The organism is Lebetimonas sp. JH292, from assembly GCF_000523275.1.
Classification (GTDB): domain Bacteria; phylum Campylobacterota; class Campylobacteria; order Campylobacterales; family Nautiliaceae; genus Lebetimonas.
Map to the genome: position 1 here is coordinate 1043710 of NZ_ATHQ01000001.1, position 17527 is coordinate 1061236.

A 17527-nucleotide genomic window follows, 5' to 3' on the forward strand; every position below is an offset into this window, starting at 1 on the left:
AAATGGGAGTGGTATATTCACTTTATATAATAGCCGCTGTTACTTCTTTGGTTTTATATAAAGAAAATAAAATAGCGCTGAAAGTGGGCTTTGGTTTAACGGCATTGGCCTCGGCTTATGCTGTTTTTTATTTTTTAATTCATCTGACATCAACTGAGTCTTTATCTCTTGGAAATTATTTTATCTTTAATCCGCATTTTATGCTTGACCCGTTAAGAAACTTTTTTTCTTTGGTAATTTCTTTTATAGGACTGGCTGCTTCAATTTATTCAATGAATTATGCCGAAGAATATTCAAAAGCTGGAAGTCTTGGGGTAATGGCGTTTTTTTACAGTGCATTTATACTTGCAATGCTTTTGGTTATTTCAGCGGCAAATGTTTTTTGGTTTATGATTTTTTGGGAATTAATGACATGGGTTTCATATTTTTTAATTTGTTTTAATGATTCTCAAAAATCTCTAAAAGCTACTATTATTTATATGGGAATTGCCCATTTCGGTGGTGTAATGATATTAATATCTTTATTGTTACTCTCTTATCAGGCGGGTTCTTTGGAATTCAGTCATTTTTATAATCTTTCTCTTTCACCTGTAATGGCAGCTATTATATTTTTATTTGCATTTTTCGGTTTCGGCTCAAAAGCGGGTATGTTCCCGCTTCATGTATGGTTGCCTATGGCCCACCCGGCTGCACCTTCTAATGTATCAGCCCTTATGAGTGGGGTTATGATTAAAGTTGCAATTTTTGGAATGATTCAAACCTGTTTATGGCTGCCTCTAACTTCATGGATGGGAATTACAATATTAATTATAGGTGCACTTTCAGCACTTTTAGGGGTATTGTATGCCTTAATGCAGCATGATTACAAAGCACTTTTGGCTTACCATTCAGTTGAAAATATAGGAATTATCCTTTTAGGTATAGGTGTTGGAGTTTATGGTATGGCTATACATTCACCTGTTCTTGCAGCAGTTGGATTTTTAGCAGGTTTATATCACGTATTAAACCATGCAACATTTAAAGGATTGCTTTTCTTGGGTGCGGGAAGTGTATTATATACTACACATACTAAAGATATGGAAATTTTAGGAGGTCTTGCAAAAAAAATGCCTCTAACTGCTTTTGCGTTTTTAATCGGTTCTATGGCAATATCAGCATTGCCTCCATTGAATGGATTTGTGAGTGAATGGATAACTTATCAGTCTATGCTCCAGGCTGCGCTTGGTGATGGAATTTTATACAGATTTGCCTTTACACTCTCAATTGTGGCTTTGGCACTTACAGGTGTACTTGCAGTATTTTGTTTTGTAAAAGTATACAGTGTAATTTTTGGCGGAGTTCCGAGAAACAGAAAAATTTATGAAAAAGCAAAAGAAGTTCCTCTTTCAATGCTTACAGGAATGTATTTATTGGTTATAGCATGTTTCGCATTCGGTCTTGGAGCAACGAAGGTAGTTAATTATTTGATGAATGTGGTTTCTTCATTTGCGGGGAACTATCAGGCGACGGCAGGAGGAAATTTAGTTTCACCTTTAGGTTCAATGGTTTCAACGCCGTTTATAGCAATTATGTTAATTTCTTTCTTGGCACTGCCGTTTATTTTTGTAGTTATATATATTAATAATTCAAAAACAAAAGTAACTATCAGGGAAACTGACCCTTGGGCATGCGGATTTAAATATTCTCCAAGAATGCAGATGACTGCCGCTCCGTTTACAGGAAGTTTAAGAAGATTAATGAACTGGTTATACAGATCAGATACAAAAGTAGAAGACCAGGGATATTTTAAACCTGTAAAATTTACTTATCATGCCAGGGATGTATGGTGGAATTTATTTTATTCTCCATTTATCAAAATTACGACCTATTTATCAGAAAAAATGAAATATTTGCAAAACGGTAATACAAATATTTACATTTTATATATTTTATTGACGTTATTTATTTTCGTCGGTATAGCATATTTGCTATAAAAGGAGAAAGCTATGAACAGTATATTTTGGATGGTAATTCAAGTTGTCACAATAGTGGCGGTTATGCCTTTTTTTGACGGAATTGCAAGAATTGTCAGGGCAAGAATGCAATCAAGAAAAGGTCCTAACAGTGTTTTTCAGACATATCTGGATATTTTTAAATTATTGAAAAGAGGAGGAAAAACAACCCCTAAATATTCCCACTGGTTTTTCAGATATGCACCTTTTATGCTTTTTGCTGCAAATGCGGCAATTTTAGCCGCACTTCCTATTACTTACAGCGATAATATCAATGCTGGGGCATACGCTGATATATTTGTAATTATTTACTTAGGTGCTCTTGCAAGATTTATTTTCGGGGTTGCTTCCATGGACAGCGGTAGTCCATTTGCCGCAATAGGGGGGAGCAGGGAGCAGATGCTCGCTGTTTTTGTAGAGCCGGTGGCGATTATCTGTTTAATTGTAATAATGCTTCTTGCCAAAACATCAAATTTAGTTGTTATTCAAAATTTAGTAAGGGAAGGTGTGGTAGGATATCAAATCCCGGCGTTTGCCGTTGCATCAATTGCTTTTCTTTGGGCAAGTTATGTTGAAACGGGAAGAAATCCTTATGATTTGGCCGAAGCTGAACAGGAAGTTTTAGAAGGAGTTGCAGGAGAATATTCAGGAAGCGATTTGGCAATAGTTGATGTTGCTTTAATGATAAAACAGGTTGCAATGATAGGACTTTTTTTATCTATATTTGAACCTTGGAATTTTACAAATCCTATTTTGGCATTATTAGTTTTTATTATTGAAATTGGAATTTTTTATGTAGGCGCAACATTTATAGATAATTTGGGACCTCGTTATAAATTGTTAAAAGGTTTCAAAAAAAATGCCTCTTTTGCATTTTCAGTTGCATTTGTTGCATTAATACTTTATGTGGTAGGAGTTTAAAATGGATATGATAAGTTTTTTGGCAATTTTGATGATAATTGCATCATTTTTGGTGTTTTCCCTTAGAAATCTTAAATTTGCAACATATGCGTATATAGTAGAAACTTTGCTGTTAGTAGGTATTTTTTTTACATTGGCAGGAAAATATCATGTAAATTCACTTTACGGATGGGCGGTTATTGCTTTTTTTACAAAAGTTTTAATTGTTCCTTACATTATTTTAAGACTTATTAATAAACTTGGTGTCAAATCTGAAGAAACTCCGGTAGAAGGGTTTTTTGTAAGTCCGGTTATTGCCCTCGGTTTTTCTTTGGCCATTGCAATGATGCTTTTTCCTGTTTTAAAGAGTTTTGCTTTACTTAAAGAAAATATACCTTTAGTAGCGTCTTTAACTATTTATTCATTGGGAATATTCGGACTGATTTTAAGAAAAAACGCCGTTAAACAGATTTTATCATTATGTCTTTTTGAAAACGGAACACATTTAACACTTGCGCTTGTTGCTTATAATTCTCCTGAAATTGTTGATATAGGAATTTTAACAGATGCCATTTTTGCAGTAATTATTATGTCAATTTTAGCAACAAGATTTTATAAATTTTTTGGTTCTTTAGATACTTCCAAAGCAAATACTTTAAAAGGATAGATTATGAGTATGCATTTATTATTAGCTCTTGTAATGATAACTCCGTTAGCAACGGCTATTATTATATATTTTTTACCGAACAACTTTTCCACACTTTCAATTTTTCATGTAATAGGCTCATTTGCCACATCAATAATAGCTTTTTATGCTATTTCAAATGTTATTCACGGAGGTATATATTTTCTTTGGGATGAACTTTTTTTCTTAGATTCTGTAGGAGGAGTGTTTTTAGCGCTTATTGCTTTGACAGGACTTTTAATTAATCTTTATGCAGTGAAATATATGCAGTGGGATTTGGAAGAGGGAAAAATAAAAATAAAAGACGTTAAATTATATTATTCATTAATGAATTTATTTATATTTACAATGATTACATCAGTAGTTGCAAACAATATTGCAATAATGTGGGCTGCAATTGAGGCAACCACTCTTTCATCTGTATTTATGGTGGCACTTTACAAAAACAAAAGAGCTACTGAGAGCGGATGGAAATATATAATTATTTGTAGTGTCGGTTTGGCTTTTGCACTTTATGCAACTGTATTAATGTATGGAGCAGGATATCATGCATTAAAAAACGGTGAAAGTGCGATGCTTTGGACATCTTTATATACGAATGCAAAACTTTTAGACCCGAGTGCATTAAAATTGATTTTTGTTTTTGCTTTAATAGGATTTGGAACAAAAGCAGGTCTTGCACCAATGCATACATGGCTTCCTGACGTTCACTCAGAAGGTCCTTCTCCGACTTCAGCTATTCTAAGCGCAGTTTTATTAAAATGTGCAATATTGGCGATAGTCAGATATTATTCTGTTATAGGAGAAAACGTAGGATTTACGTATGTTCAAATACTTACACTTGTTGTATCACTGCTTTCAATATTTATTGCGGCAATGTTTATAATTCGCCAAAAAGATATAAAAAGAATGTTTGCATACCACTCAGTAGAACACGTTGGGATAATTGCTTTTGGATTTGGAATCGGCGGACCTTTAGGCGTTTTTGCAGGGCTTTTTCATACAATGGCCCATTCTCTTTCAAAAGCGCTTGCTTTTTGTGTAAGCGGAAATATTATGAAAATTTATGGCACAAGGGATATGGACAAAATGGGAGGACTTATGAAAATAAACCCTTTAACGGCGGTGCTTTTTGCCATTGCAATATTTTCATTAATCGGCGCACCTTTGCTTGCTGTATTTGTAAGTGAGTTTTTAATGGTCAAAGCAAGTATCATGACTACCCAGTATTTGCCGGTATTTTTATTTGTTGTCGGACTTGGAATTATTGTTATAGGTGTTTTGGCTCACTTTAATCATGTTGTGTTTGGAAAACCAAGAGGAGAGGTTAAAACACAAACACTCGGAGCAAATGCTCATTTGCCTTTAATAGTTTTGGGGGCTTTGATAATAGCTTTTGGAGTTTTTTATATTCAAGACTGGTATTTATTGCTTGATAATGCAGTAAAAAATATTTTACATATTTAAGGAGAAATTATGGTTGGAGATAAATTTATAAACAGATTAAAACAAAAAATTAAAATTAAGGATATTGTGAGAAATCCTGAAGATCAGATTGTTATTACAGTCGATAGAAACGATTTGCCTGAAGCTGTGAGAATGCTTTATTATGATATGGGCGGATGGCTTTCAAGTATGGTTCCAACCGATGAGAGGGAAATAAACGGATGCTATGGGGTTTATTTTATTTTATCAATGGAAGGAAGTAAAATAAATCCTGAAGATGAATTAAGTCAAAATGACAAATGCTGGATTACCGTAAGAGCTTATTTGCCTTCTACAAATCCCATTTATCCATCAGTTACAAAAAAAGTTCCGGCAGCCGTCTGGTATGAAAGGGAAGCATATGATATGTTTGGGATTGTGGCAGAAGGTTTGCCTGATCCAAGAAGACTGGTACTTCCTGATGACTGGCCAGAAGAGATTCATCCTTTAAGAAAAGATGCAATGGATTACAGATACAGGCCCGACGCACTCGCTCCAGAAGATGAGCCTGATTATGAATTTATAACACCGGAAGGTGAAGGCACCGTTGATGTTCCATGGGGGCCTTTGCATATTACAAGTGATGAACCGGGTCATTTCAGGCTTTTTTGCGACGGTGAAACAATTATAGATGCGGATTACAGGTTATATTATCAGCACAGAGGTATGGAAAAGCTTGCCGAAAATAGAATGAATTATGACCAGATGGGGTTTTTGGCTGAAAGGGTATGTGGAATTTGCGGATTTGCACATTCAATCGCCTGTATAGAAGCGGCTGAAAGAGCTGTCGGAATGAACATTCCTTTGCGTGCCCAAGCGATTAGGGCGATGTGTCTTGAAATTGAAAGACTGCATTCACATTTATTAAATATCGGTCTTGCCTGTGAAGTTACGGGTAATGTAACAGCTTTTATGCATATATTTAGAGTTCGTGAATATACGATGCAGCTTGCGGAATTAGTTACAGGAGGCAGAAAAACTTATGGAAACGTAATGGTTGGCGGTGTAAGGCGCGATATGACGGCTGAAGAGATGAAAAAAGCGCTGGAGCTTGTAGATAAAATAGACTCTCTTACAAGAGAAGTCTGGGATGCAGTTATGGAAGATGATGCTCAGATTGCAAGATGGAAAGGTGTTGGAATACTTGATAGAAAAGTTGCAAGGGATTTTTCACCCGTAGGTCCGAATATCAGAGGGAGCGGATTTAAAAGAGATACAAGATACGACCATCCGTATGATATTTTTGAAAAATTGGAATTTGATGTGGCAGTAGAAAACGGATGCGATGTTTTGGCAAGGGAAACCGTAAGATACAAAGAAGTACTGGAATCACTTAAAATTATAAGACAGTGTATTGAATTTATGCCGAACACTTCAATATTTATCAAGCCACAAGATACTATTATTAAACCAGGAGCTTTTGCATTGGGAAACGATGAAGCTCCAAGGGGGGAAAATATTCACTGGGTAATGCATGGAAACGCTCAGAAAGTATTCAGATGGAGATGTAGGGCGGCTACATATAATAACTGGCCGTCACTCAGGTATCAATTCCAGGGTAACGATATTTCCGACGCAGCTTTAATTGTTACATCATTAGACCCATGTTATTCATGTACGGAAAGGGTCACAGTTATTGATGTAAAGACCAAAAAAGCAAGAATAGTGACTCAAAAAGAGTTAAAAAAATATGCGCAGACACTTAAAAACTCTCCATTAAAGAAATAGGAGTTAAAAATGAAACTTTTAGATATATCAAAAGAAATCGGGATAATAACATATGATTATCCGTTTAAACCATATGAAGTTCCCGAAGGTTTTCGTGGAAAACCTGAATATGATTATGAAAAATGTATAGGATGCGGTGCATGTGCAATAGCGTGCCCTCCTAATGCTTTAAATGTAAAATATGACAAAGAAAATAATAAAGTAATCTGGTCTTTTGACTGCGGAAGATGTATTTTTTGTGGAAGATGTGAAGAAGTTTGTCCTACCGGAGCAATAGCTCTTTCACCTTTATATGAAATGGCAGTAAGATTTGATTATAAAAATCTAAAAGAAGAGAGTGAACTTGAAGTTGTAAAATGCAAAATATGCGGTAAAGCTTTTACAACAAAAAGACTTATCAATTATGCCATAGAAAGAATGGAGGTTGCGGGTGCGGTAATTAATGAAGAAAAAATCGATTATTTGCATACATGTCCCGAATGTAAAAAATCTGGTGCCGTTGAAAAATTTATATCAGAAGAGCACTTTGGAGGTAAAAAATGAGTAAAAAACCAACAGTAATATTGCCAAATGAAATATTTGAAGCAAATAAGCTGGAAGATAAAATTAAACATTTACAAAATATAAAAAGAAGCTTTAATGTTTTTAGGATTGACTGTGGATCCTGCAACGGTTGTGAAATAGAAATATTTGCTGCTATTACTCCTATGTGGGACCCTGAGAGGTTTGGCTTTAAACTTGTTGCAAGTCCGAGACATGCGGATATTCTTGTTTGTACAGGGCCTCTTACAAGGCAGACTTATTATCCTCTTTTAAGGGCTTATGAAGCCACCCCAGACCCTAAAGTTGTGGTTGCTGTTGGGGCTTGTGGATGCAGCGGTGGTATATTTTATGATTCTTATGCAGTCTGGGGAGGTATTAAAAGCACAGTGCCTGTTGATGTGTTTGTGCCGGGCTGTCCACCTCATCCGGCAAGTATTATTTACGGACTTGCAGTCGGGCTTGATATTTTAAAACAGCGTCTTGAATATAAAAAACATGATGGAGATAGCGGGGATGCACCTGAAATTGAGAAATCTCTTTTAGACAATATTCTTTTTGAACGTGATGTTTATATGGAATCTAAAAGGCTTATGGGATATTTGTTTGGTAAAAAACTTTACAATAAATTCATTGATATTATGAAAAAATCAAAAGATCCTAAAAATCCGGAAATTACAAAAAATTCTTTTATAAAAAATATAAAAAATGAACAAGATTCAAGATACAGGGAATGTATGGTTACTTTATTCAATGAAGTTTATCTTCCTTTTTTAAAAAAACATTTTTATTTAAATATAGATAAATATAATATTATGGAAAAAATATGATTGAGGTAAACAGATTAACCAAAAGGCATGTGGACAAACCTAAAAAAATGCCAAGAGAGTTAGAGCAGATTAAAATATTTTCCACTCTTACAGGACATGGGGTGGGTACTATTGATTTTGTCGAGTGTGTTATGAAACTTGAAGATGAAGAATTTAATAATATTTTGGAAAATTCAAAAGATTATGCCAAATTTAAACTGGGTAATCTTTTGAAATACAGGGAAATAGAAATTTTTCCCGAACATATTGAGAAATTAAAAGATTCAATGGCTGAATGTGAATTAAAAAATCTTTTTTTATCCTTAAAAGAGGGATATTTTGTATTAAGGCTGAAATAATGAAAAAAGCCCTTTTGGTTATTGGTAATGATTTAAGAGGTGATGACGGCGCTGCATTATATCTTGGAAAACTGGTTGAAAAAAATTTACCTGAATGGAAAGTTTTTTTCGGTAATGATACACCTGAAGATAAAATTTATCAAATCAGGGATTTTAATCCCGATTTGCTGGTTGTTGCAGATTCGGTTGTAGGGCTTGAATCTAAAAGTGAATTTTTAGAAGTTAAATCATCTCCAGAATATATTTTTACTACCCATAATATTCCTACTCATATTCTTATTAATCTGCTTGAAAATTTTGCCAAAAAAGTCTTTTTTTTAGGAATAAATGTAAAAAAGGAAAATTTAAGCGGAATTAATATGAACCTTTCTGATGAAGCAAAAGAAAACTCATTAAATGCTTTTTTACAGATAAAAAAATTTAACTCTTTATTTAATTAAATTTTTTTAACCGTCTTTTATAAGACACAATTCTTTTTTAATTCATTATAAACTTTTATGTATTTAAATTTTAAAAAGGAGTAAAAATGGTAAAAGCACCTCATGAAACAATAGTTGCTTTATCTGACATGTCAAAACATAAAGCGGAACTGCCTATTTTAAGCGTTATTCTTCTTGCTATTATGGCCGGAAGCGCCATTGCAATAGGTGATATTTTCTGGGCTCATGCCACAGTGGGTGTTGGTGCAAAACTGGCACCAGGTATTGCTAATTTTATAGGAGGTTTTGCATTCTCCGCAGGATTGATGTTAGTTGTATTTTACGGAGGACATTTATTTACAAGTTCAGTATTGAGTGGTGTTAGCTGTTGTGAAAAAAAAGTTGGAATTTTTGGTGGAGTTGTAAGTTATTGGACAATTGTTTGGATTTTTAACTTTGTGGGAGCCGCTTTTACAGCCTGGCTTTATTACAAATCAGGGCTTCCTTTAAAATATCATGAAGCTATTTTAAAACATTTTGTTCATTTAGGAGAAGCAAAAGTATCTTTAACTTTTACAGAAGCCTTTATAAGAGGTATTTTTTGTAATGTGTTAGTTTGTATGGCTGTCTGGCTTGCTGTTGCATGTAAAGACGGTGCAGGTAAAGTCTGGGGTATCGCATTTATTATTGCGGCATTTGTTGCCAGTGGATATGAGCACTGTGTTGCTAATATGTTTATTATTTCAGAAGGTCTAATAGCAAAAGCACATTATATGGCTCAGTTTGGCGGCGATATTCATGCAGTTGCCAGTGCCCTTCATCTTCCGGCTGAAGCGATAGAACATTTAAATATAAAATCTTTTTTATTGGATAATGAATTACCTGTAACATTGGGAAATATTGTAGGTGGAGTTATTTTTGTCGGAATTGTGGCTCTTATGGCTCATAAACCCGATATTGAAAAAAGCGGTTGTAATAATCATTAATTAAATTATATCCGTCTTATTGACGGATATAAAATTAAACATGGCCGGAAAAAAATAAAAACTCCTTAGGATATTGCTTCATTCATTTTATTCCTCCTAAAAGCCCTTCTTCTTTTCCGGTCATATTTAATTTTATTTTTTTGTATAATACTTTTAAAGGAGTTTAAATGGATGCTACATATAATTTTGAAATTACAAAAATTAAAGGTGATAAAAAATTTAAATTCAATGATACCCTAATCAGGGAAATCAGATTGGATATTTATGTAAACAATGAAAAAATTGTTTCAATGATGGCTACCCCTGTTGACCAGGAAGCGCTGGCGATAGGATATTTGATAAGTGAGGGGATTATAAAAGATATTAAAGATATAGAAAATTTAAAATTAAAAAAAGACGGATTGATTGTTGATATAAAGGCGAAAATAAATAAAGAGAAAGCTAAAAAGTTAAGTGAAGAGGGTATAATTGTAAGCGGATGCGGAAAAAGTATCAGCGCAAATTTAGATATTGACCCTGAAAAAATTGATGCGGCTAAAATAGAGAGTGATTTTAAGATTAGAGCCGCTGAAATTTCAAAGCAGATGGATGAATTTTATAAATCATGTCCTCTGTATGAACAAACCGGATGTGTGCATACGGCAAGAATTTATTTTGATGAAAATAACTATTTTGATGCAGAAGATATTGCCCAGCATTCTACTATTGATAAAGCGGTGGGAAAGGCTATTTTAAATGAATTTAATCCGCAAAACGGAATTATGATGGTAAGCGGAAGGCTCAGCAGTGAAATGGTTGTAAAAGCGGTTATGCATAAAATCCCAATTTTGATTTCAAGAACGGCTACCACCTGTCTCGGATTTAAAATAGCTGAAAAATTTAATTTAACTCTTGTGGGTTTTGCAAGGGGAGATAAAATGAATGTATATACCCATGATTACAGAATTGTTGTTTAAGGAGCAGATATGATAAAAGAATTAATAGAAAAATATAAAAACGATGAAAATAAATTAACTTGTGCAAAAGCTTATGTAGTTGCTAAAAAAGCTGGGGTTGAACCTATCGTTGTAGGAAAGATGGCTGATGAAATGGGTGTTAGGATTACTGACTGCGGTCTGGGACAGTTTGGAGGGCTTGATTTTACGGACAATTATGAAAAAGAAATTGTTGATGAGCTTGAAAAATTAGCTGATGATAAAAAAAGGGTTTTTTGCAAAGATGCAAGAAAACTTGCCGAAAAATATAATCTAAAAAAAGTAAGAAGTGCAATAAAAGATAACGGATTTGAGGTAATATACTGCGAACTTGGTGTTTTTAAAGAAAAAAAACGTCCACGTGCTTTTATTAAAACAAAAGTCTGGATAGAAAATCAAAAAGGTGAATTACTGTTTGGAAAAGGAAAAACAGAAATTTTGGAGTTGATAGAAAAAGAAGGTTCGATTGCAAAAGCGGCTGAGAAAATGGGACTTAATTATAAAAAAGCCTGGTCGCATATCAAAACACTTCAGAAAAACCTTGATGATGAACTGGTAACCGTAGAAAAAGGTGTAAAAGGCGGCACATATTTAACTCCCAAGGCAAAGGAGTATATTGAAATTTTTAAAGAATTGGAAAGTGAAATTCAGGAATTTGCCAATAAAAGGTTTAAAGAGCTGTTTTTAAAAAAATTAAAAGGCCCTAAGAAGAAGAATTAAAAAGATGATTAATTATATCAATATTTAATTTATATTTTCTCTTTGGCAGTTTTGTAATAATATTTTTATCCTGCAAATCTTTAAACAGTTTTATCAAGGTAGGTTTGCTGATATCAATTCTTTTCATTATTTCAGGATATAAAAGTGAAAAATTGTAATTATCATCCAAAGAATTTACTATAAGTTTAATAACTTCCAATTGTTTGCTTTCGCACACTAAAGAAGCTAATTTAAATAAAATAGTAGAATTTTCCAATTCTTTTTTTTGGTATTTAGGAAGCAGTGTTTCATAAATGCTGTCTAATAATTCTTTTATTTTTATCGGTTTTACTAAGTAATTTGAAACTTTTTCTTTTATTGCCTCAAGTAAATAATCTGTTTCGGTATAGGCGGTTGTTAAAATAAAAGGAATTTTAAAACCCTGATTTTTTAAAAAAGAGATAAATTCAATTCCGTTTTTATCTTCTATTAAAATGTCGCTTATAATTAAATCTATATGGTTTTCTTTTAATATTTTATAAGCTTCTTGTGTATTGCTTGCTAAATATATTTTTTTAACAAAATCTTTAAGAATTTCACCTAAAGTGTTTAATAAATTTTTATCATCTTCTATATATAAAATGTTAAAATTTTTCAAAATATCATAATTTTTCATTACTCGCCTTTGGCAAAATGATTTCAAACATTGCACATTTTTAATATTCTTTTTGTACCCATTCTATGAATTATATTTTTTGCCTTTATTTTTCCTCCCATAAAGGATATAATCTGTTCTGCCATATAAAGCCCTATGCCCGTTCCTTGCTGTTTTGTTTTAGTGGTAAAATAGGGCTCAAAAATTTTATCCATTATTGATTCATCTATTCCGCCCGCATTATCTATTATACTTATAATTATATCTTTTTTTGTTTCTTTTACCGTTATTAATATCTTTTTTTCTTTTATATCTGAATTTATCAAAGCTTCAATGGCGTTTGTTATAAAATTGATACATACATGCGAAAGCTCATTCGGATAACCTAAAATTTGGATATCATTTTTTATATTTATTTTTAGGTCAATTTTGTTTTTTTGTTTTTAATAAACATTCTTTTATCGAAAATCTTTTTTTTATTTTATCAGGAATAAAAAAATTTCTGAAATCTTCTATTGTTTTTGACATATTTTCCGCAATAATCAATGCTTCTTTTGTTTTGTTTTCAATATATTTGCTCTCAAGTTTTCCAAATTCGTTTTTAATCTGAAAAGATTCGATAATCATGGATAAATTTGCAAGAGGCTGTCTCCACTGATGTGTAATATTTTGAAGCATTTCTCCCATTGCTGCTAATTTACTTTGCTGGAACATAATTTTATCTTTTTTCCTGATTTCATTAATTTTCTTTTCTATTCTTTTTTCAAGTGTTTTATTCATTATTTGTAATTCTTTGGTTTTTTCTTCAACTTTTTTTTCAAGTAATGTATTGATATTTTTAAATTTTTCAATAATCAAAAATATTAATGTAATTGTAATGATAAATACAATAATAATACTTATAATTGAAGCTTTCACGGCAAAAGAAAATTTTTTATCTGTGTTGTTTTTTTGAATTATTGCTTTTTTGAGGTTTATGTTAATCAGGTTTGATAAATAAATATTAATTAAATTTATATTATTAGATAGTTTTTGAATGTTGATTTCTCTTGTTGTTAAAAATTTGTTTAATTTATTGTCAATCTCTTTTTTCAGTGTTTTTATATTGTTGAATATCAGATATTCAAATGTGTTTTTTGGTATTGATTCTGTTTCTAAGTAGTTATTCCACTCTTTTTGTATTAAAATATTTGCGAGTTTTATAACGTTATTTGCTTCTTTAAAACTGATTTCTTTTCTTTTATATTGATTTATGGTTTCATAAATATTTATTTTGTATAAATCTTTTATGTGAGAAAGCTTTACAGATGAAACAAGCCTTTTCTGAAAAAGTATGTCAATATCGTTTTTAAATGAAAATATAGTATATTGGGACATAAAAATAATACTTAAAAGCAATATCGAAATTATTGAGACAATAAGTTTTGTTTTATTTAAAAAACCGGTTTTTATAAATTTTTTTATCATTGTATTTCTTTAAAAACATTGTTTTTATATTTATATAAATATGTTTTATTTAAAAGCTGATTGTTTTTATATTCAATCGGAATATCTTTAAAAATGTTTTTGGGTGTTTTTTTTATAATTTTTTTTAAATGCTCCTGAGTATAGGGAAATGTTAAATGATTAAATGCGCTAATTAAAATTTTTGTTGCAAGATATGATTCAAATCCGTAAAATGTCGGCTCTGTTTTTGGATTTAATTTGTGTAGAGATGTCAGATAATTTTTGGCTTCTGTTATATTTGCCTTATAATAGGGAACAACTTCTGAAAAAATAATATTGTTTTTATTTTTTATCAAAGATATAAGTTTGTCGGGATTAACAAAAGAAATTGTAATAAATAAAACATTTTTATCTATTTTCCTATAATTTTTAATAAACAAAGCCGCTATTTCCGCGGTTGAACCGAGAATAATAGCCTGCGGTTTTGAAGAAGAGATTGAATTTAAGGCTGAATCAATCAAATATGTGTTTCTTTCATATGTCCCCACACTTGATAATGAAAGTTTGTGTTTTTTTAACGTATCACATAAATGAAGATATATTTCATCACCGTAATCATCATTTTGATATAAAAGAGAAATTTTATTTATATGTTTTTTTAACAGATAATTTATAATGTGTTCAATTTCATCTTTGTAAGATGCTCTAAAATTAACTACATTTTTATTTTTTCTTAAAAATTCTGCACCTGTGAAAGGGGCAAAAACGAAAATTGAATGTTCATTCACAAAAGGTAAAACCGCTTTTACCGTAGGGGTTCCTGTGAGGCCGTATAACAGAAATGAATTGTTATTATAAAAATTTATAATATTCGTTTTCATTAAATCGGGTTCGTATTTATCATCTTTAAAAATAAATTTAATTTTTTCTTTATTGGGAATATTGAAATTATTATAATATGCTAATGTTCCATATTTTATACTTTCTCCCATGTTTTTCATTATTCCGCTAAGAGGAAGTGAAGATGAAATTATATATTTTTTTGGAGCTGAAAAAAGAATATAAGAAATAATAATAATTATCAAAAATAAAATTAAAAAAATTTTTTTCAAAACAAACCTTTTTAAAATTTTTACTTTTTAAGCTAACTTTAAGCTTTTTGGTGTTATAATAGCATTAATCAAAAATTAAAAGGCTGCAAATGATTGAATATGCTTTTTATACAACTGAACCTTTGGATTTTCCATTAAGTGAAAATATTATTGTAATAAACGATTCAAATACTCCTACAATTATATCAAATTCAAAAGAAACAAACCCGATAGTTTATGCCCCTGAAATTAATTTTTATATCAATTCTTCAAAAGCACATATTTTGGAAAAAATTGATGTAATAAATAAACTTTATGAGATCAGGGGGATAAAATTAGATTATGCGAAATTTAACGAATATAAAAAAGAAGTTAAAAACAGGCTTTTAATTATAGGGAATAAAGAAGAAGCTGAGAATTTTGATGATTTAAAAGAATTTGACAAATATTATTCCCTTCCTGAATGGATAAAAGATATCAGTGGAACAATAGGAAATTTGAAATTTACAATTCAAAAAGGAAATGAATCAATTGATTTGGAAGTGGACCAGGCAATATGGTTTAACGCCCCTGAAATTGCATTTAAACAAAGAGGAATAGTTGATCCGTCTGATATAGGAGTGGAAAAAGCAAAACAGATTATAAGAAAAAGAGTAGGAATTTATGAATATAGAAATTATGTTACATACAATAAAGATGTATGTCAGTATCATCACAGGGTATTAAAAGAAACATGCGGAAACTGTGCAAATGTATGCCCTACAAATGCTATTATAAAAGATGATGAAACAAAAGAGCTTGTTTTTTCGCATATTGACTGTGACGGATGCGGCGGATGTGTAAGTGTTTGTCCGAGCGGTGCGTTGGATTTCAGTGCAATTCCAAGAGATTCTTTTTATGAAATTTCTAAAATTTTCAGCGGATTTATTCCTTTTATCGTGCCGGAGGATATGGTAGAAAATTTGGAAATTGAATTGCCTAAAAATGTAATTCCTTTTGTAATAGAAGGCAGAAAATTTTTGGATGAGGTTCATTTATTGACTCTGTTTCAGGACAGCGGGGCTCAAATAGTGTTTTTAAACGATAATTTTTCAAAAGGTGAAAAAGAGGCAGTTAAATTAATAAATGAGATTTCAAACAGAAAATTTGGAAAAAATGCCGTTTTATTTACCGATAATTCTGAAGAAGCTGAGATACTTTTGTATGAAGCAGAAAAAATACCTGAAGCAAAATATATGATAAATGAAAACAACTTAAATAAAAGGGAGATTTTTTCAATCAGACTTTCACATTTAATTGAAAATGATGATTTAGGTGTGATTGATTTAAGTGATAATAATTTCATCCATTACGGAAAAGTAGAAATTGATGAAAATAAATGTACTTTGTGCATGGGATGTGTGAGCGTCTGTAATGTCGGGGCATTAACCGCTCATGATGAAGACGGCACTTTAAAATTTGATGCTTCTATGTGTACTGCCTGTGGTTACTGCGAGGTTGCATGTGCTGAAAAATGCCTTAAAGTAATTTCTGATAAGCTTGAATTAAATAAAGACTTTTTCGGACAGAAAACAATGGCAAAAGACGAACCTTTTTATTGCATAATGTGCGGGAAACCGTTTGCTCCAAAAAAAGCAATTGAGAGAATTGCAGCACAGTTATTACCTATTTTTACAGATGAATTAAAGAAAAAATCTATTTACTGTTGCCCTGAATGCAAATCGAAACTGTTGTTCAATGAATATATAGAAAGGAAAACCAATGGAAAATAAACAATTAGAAGAAGCCAGAGCCTTTTATTACGGTTTTTTTTCAAAACTGTTTACATTTTTTGATGATGAAAAAAGATTTGAAGGAGTGAAAGAAGCTGCAAAAATTTTATATCAAAATGCGCTTGAACCGAATTCAAAAGAAGCACTAAAACATTTTATTGAAAATTTTGATGAAAATAAATTAGTTCAGGAATATGATGATATTTTTTATGATTTGGCAAACGACCCTGTGCCAACTACAGCCTCTTATTATGATGAAGAGATAGAAAATGGAAAAATGAGGGTTAAAATGGTTGATATTGTTTTATCGTCCAAATTCAGAAAAAACGAAAAATTTACTGATACAGAAGATGATATTGGATTTATTTTGCCGTTTATGCATTATTTGATTTTGGAAAAAATAAACGGAGATGAAAAAGCGGTTTGGCTTGAGGAAAAAACATTTGATGTTTTAAATACTTTTATTGATGATTTTATAGAAAATGTTTATATGCACTCAGCCGCAGACCTTTATAAAGATATTGCCGTGGTATTAAAAGCTTTTATAGAAACAGAGAGAATGTATCTTGAAAAACCAAAACCAACTATTGAGAAAGTTTCCAAAAAAATTGATATTAAAACCGTTCAGGATGAAGAGGCAAGAATAAGAAAAGCTAAAAAGAAAAAAGAAAAAAATCTTGTTTGTAATTTGGAAGAAGGCGGGGATGTGGAAGATGATGTATAGAGATATCTGCAGAGCTTTATGAGCCCTGCCGTTATCTCTATATGAGATAAATCCAAAAAAGGAGTGAAAATGAAAAGAAGAAGCTTTTTAAAAGGTGCACTTGGTGTCGGTGCATTGAGCGTGGCTTCTTCAACGTTGGTTTTTGCCAAAGCCGACGATGAAGATGTTGGAAATGGGGTTGTAAAAGGACATTCCCCTAAAAAAGAGATTCTCTACAGAAAAACCAAAAATTGGGAAATTTATTACAAAAATGCAATATAAGGA

At 31.6% G+C, this 17527-nt stretch carries 19 protein-coding genes; 15 read left to right on the plus strand and 4 right to left on the minus strand.

The window, feature by feature from the left end; genetic code table 11:
- Positions 1–2: 2 nt before the first annotated feature.
- From DZ64_RS0106645 to DZ64_RS0106700, 12 genes are all read left to right on the plus strand, one after another.
- Complete coding sequence (locus tag DZ64_RS0106645; protein ID WP_024789921.1) at positions 3–1973, plus strand: proton-conducting transporter membrane subunit; 1971 nt, start codon at positions 3–5, stop codon at positions 1971–1973.
- Positions 1974–1985: 12 nt separating this feature from the next.
- Positions 1986–2912: a respiratory chain complex I subunit 1 family protein gene (locus tag DZ64_RS0106650; protein WP_024789922.1), complete on the plus strand. Its 927-nt coding sequence runs from the start codon at positions 1986–1988 to the stop codon at positions 2910–2912.
- Between the two features lies 1 nt (position 2913).
- Positions 2914–3558 carry a hydrogenase 4 membrane subunit gene (gene hyfE, locus DZ64_RS0106655; protein ID WP_024789923.1) on the plus strand — a complete coding sequence of 215 codons (645 nt, stop codon included), beginning with the start codon at positions 2914–2916 and terminating at the stop codon, positions 3556–3558.
- A 3-nt stretch (positions 3559–3561) separates the two neighbouring features.
- Complete coding sequence (locus DZ64_RS0106660; protein ID WP_084029357.1) at positions 3562–5043, plus strand: hydrogenase 4 subunit F; 1482 nt, start codon at positions 3562–3564, stop codon at positions 5041–5043.
- Positions 5044–5052: 9 nt separating this feature from the next.
- Positions 5053–6789, plus strand: a complete 1737-nt coding sequence (locus DZ64_RS0106665) for a hydrogenase large subunit (RefSeq protein ID WP_024789925.1) — start codon at positions 5053–5055, stop codon at positions 6787–6789.
- Between the two features lie 9 nt (positions 6790–6798).
- Complete coding sequence (locus tag DZ64_RS0106670; protein WP_024789926.1) at positions 6799–7332, plus strand: formate hydrogenlyase complex iron-sulfur subunit; 534 nt, start codon at positions 6799–6801, stop codon at positions 7330–7332.
- Positions 7329–8159: an NADH-quinone oxidoreductase subunit B family protein gene (locus tag DZ64_RS0106675; RefSeq protein ID WP_024789927.1), complete on the plus strand. Its 831-nt coding sequence runs from the start codon at positions 7329–7331 to the stop codon at positions 8157–8159. Before DZ64_RS0106670 ends, DZ64_RS0106675 begins: the two co-directional genes overlap by 4 nt.
- Complete coding sequence (locus tag DZ64_RS0106680) at positions 8156–8497, plus strand: formate hydrogenlyase maturation HycH family protein (protein ID WP_024787790.1); 342 nt, start codon at positions 8156–8158, stop codon at positions 8495–8497. The genes DZ64_RS0106675 and DZ64_RS0106680 overlap by 4 nt, the downstream gene beginning before the upstream one ends.
- A complete protein-coding gene (locus DZ64_RS0106685; protein WP_024787791.1) occupies positions 8497–8937 on the plus strand; it encodes a hydrogenase maturation protease in 441 nt (146 codons plus the stop codon). The genes DZ64_RS0106680 and DZ64_RS0106685 overlap by 1 nt, the downstream gene beginning before the upstream one ends.
- Before the next feature lie 86 nt (positions 8938–9023).
- Positions 9024–9902 carry a formate/nitrite transporter family protein gene (locus DZ64_RS0106690; RefSeq protein ID WP_024787792.1) on the plus strand — a complete coding sequence of 293 codons (879 nt, stop codon included), beginning with the start codon at positions 9024–9026 and terminating at the stop codon, positions 9900–9902.
- A 167-nt stretch (positions 9903–10069) separates the two neighbouring features.
- Positions 10070–10858: a formate dehydrogenase accessory sulfurtransferase FdhD gene (fdhD, locus tag DZ64_RS0106695; RefSeq protein ID WP_024789928.1), complete on the plus strand. Its 789-nt coding sequence runs from the start codon at positions 10070–10072 to the stop codon at positions 10856–10858.
- A 9-nt stretch (positions 10859–10867) separates the two neighbouring features.
- Positions 10868–11596 (plus strand): winged helix-turn-helix domain-containing protein, encoded by a 729-nt coding sequence (locus tag DZ64_RS0106700; protein WP_051430006.1) that lies wholly within the window; start codon positions 10868–10870, stop codon positions 11594–11596.
- Here DZ64_RS0106700 and DZ64_RS0106705 read toward each other — a convergent pair.
- From DZ64_RS0106705 to DZ64_RS0106715, 4 genes are read right to left on the minus strand one after another with little or no spacing between them, the layout of a single operon-like run.
- Entirely contained in the window at positions 11580–12251 is a 672-nt protein-coding gene (locus DZ64_RS0106705; RefSeq protein ID WP_024789930.1) for a response regulator, read from the minus strand. The two genes, DZ64_RS0106700 and DZ64_RS0106705, sit on opposite strands and share 17 nt — an antisense overlap.
- A 23-nt stretch (positions 12252–12274) precedes the next feature.
- Positions 12275–12658 carry a HAMP domain-containing sensor histidine kinase gene (locus DZ64_RS11905; RefSeq protein WP_084029359.1) on the minus strand — a complete coding sequence of 128 codons (384 nt, stop codon included), beginning with the start codon at positions 12656–12658 and terminating at the stop codon, positions 12275–12277.
- Positions 12654–13697, minus strand: a complete 1044-nt coding sequence (locus tag DZ64_RS11505) for a hypothetical protein (RefSeq protein ID WP_084029361.1) — start codon at positions 13695–13697, stop codon at positions 12654–12656. The genes DZ64_RS11905 and DZ64_RS11505 overlap by 5 nt, the downstream gene beginning before the upstream one ends.
- The gene (locus DZ64_RS0106715) at positions 13694–14788 is read right to left on the minus strand and encodes an ABC transporter substrate-binding protein (protein ID WP_024789931.1); all 1095 of its coding nucleotides are present in this window, start codon (positions 14786–14788) and stop codon (positions 13694–13696) included. The genes DZ64_RS11505 and DZ64_RS0106715 overlap by 4 nt, the downstream gene beginning before the upstream one ends.
- An 89-nt stretch (positions 14789–14877) precedes the next feature.
- Here DZ64_RS0106715 and DZ64_RS0106720 point away from each other — a divergent pair, with 89 nt between their 5' ends.
- The 3 genes from DZ64_RS0106720 (at position 14878) to DZ64_RS0106730 (ending at position 17524) form a co-directional block, all read left to right on the plus strand.
- Positions 14878–16539 carry a 4Fe-4S binding protein gene (locus tag DZ64_RS0106720; protein WP_024789932.1) on the plus strand — a complete coding sequence of 554 codons (1662 nt, stop codon included), beginning with the start codon at positions 14878–14880 and terminating at the stop codon, positions 16537–16539.
- Entirely contained in the window at positions 16529–17263 is a 735-nt protein-coding gene (locus DZ64_RS0106725) for a molecular chaperone (protein ID WP_024789933.1), read from the plus strand. The genes DZ64_RS0106720 and DZ64_RS0106725 overlap by 11 nt, the downstream gene beginning before the upstream one ends.
- Before the next feature lie 63 nt (positions 17264–17326).
- Complete coding sequence (locus tag DZ64_RS0106730) at positions 17327–17524, plus strand: twin-arginine translocation signal domain-containing protein (protein ID WP_024787800.1); 198 nt, start codon at positions 17327–17329, stop codon at positions 17522–17524.
- Positions 17525–17527 lie beyond the last annotated feature (3 nt).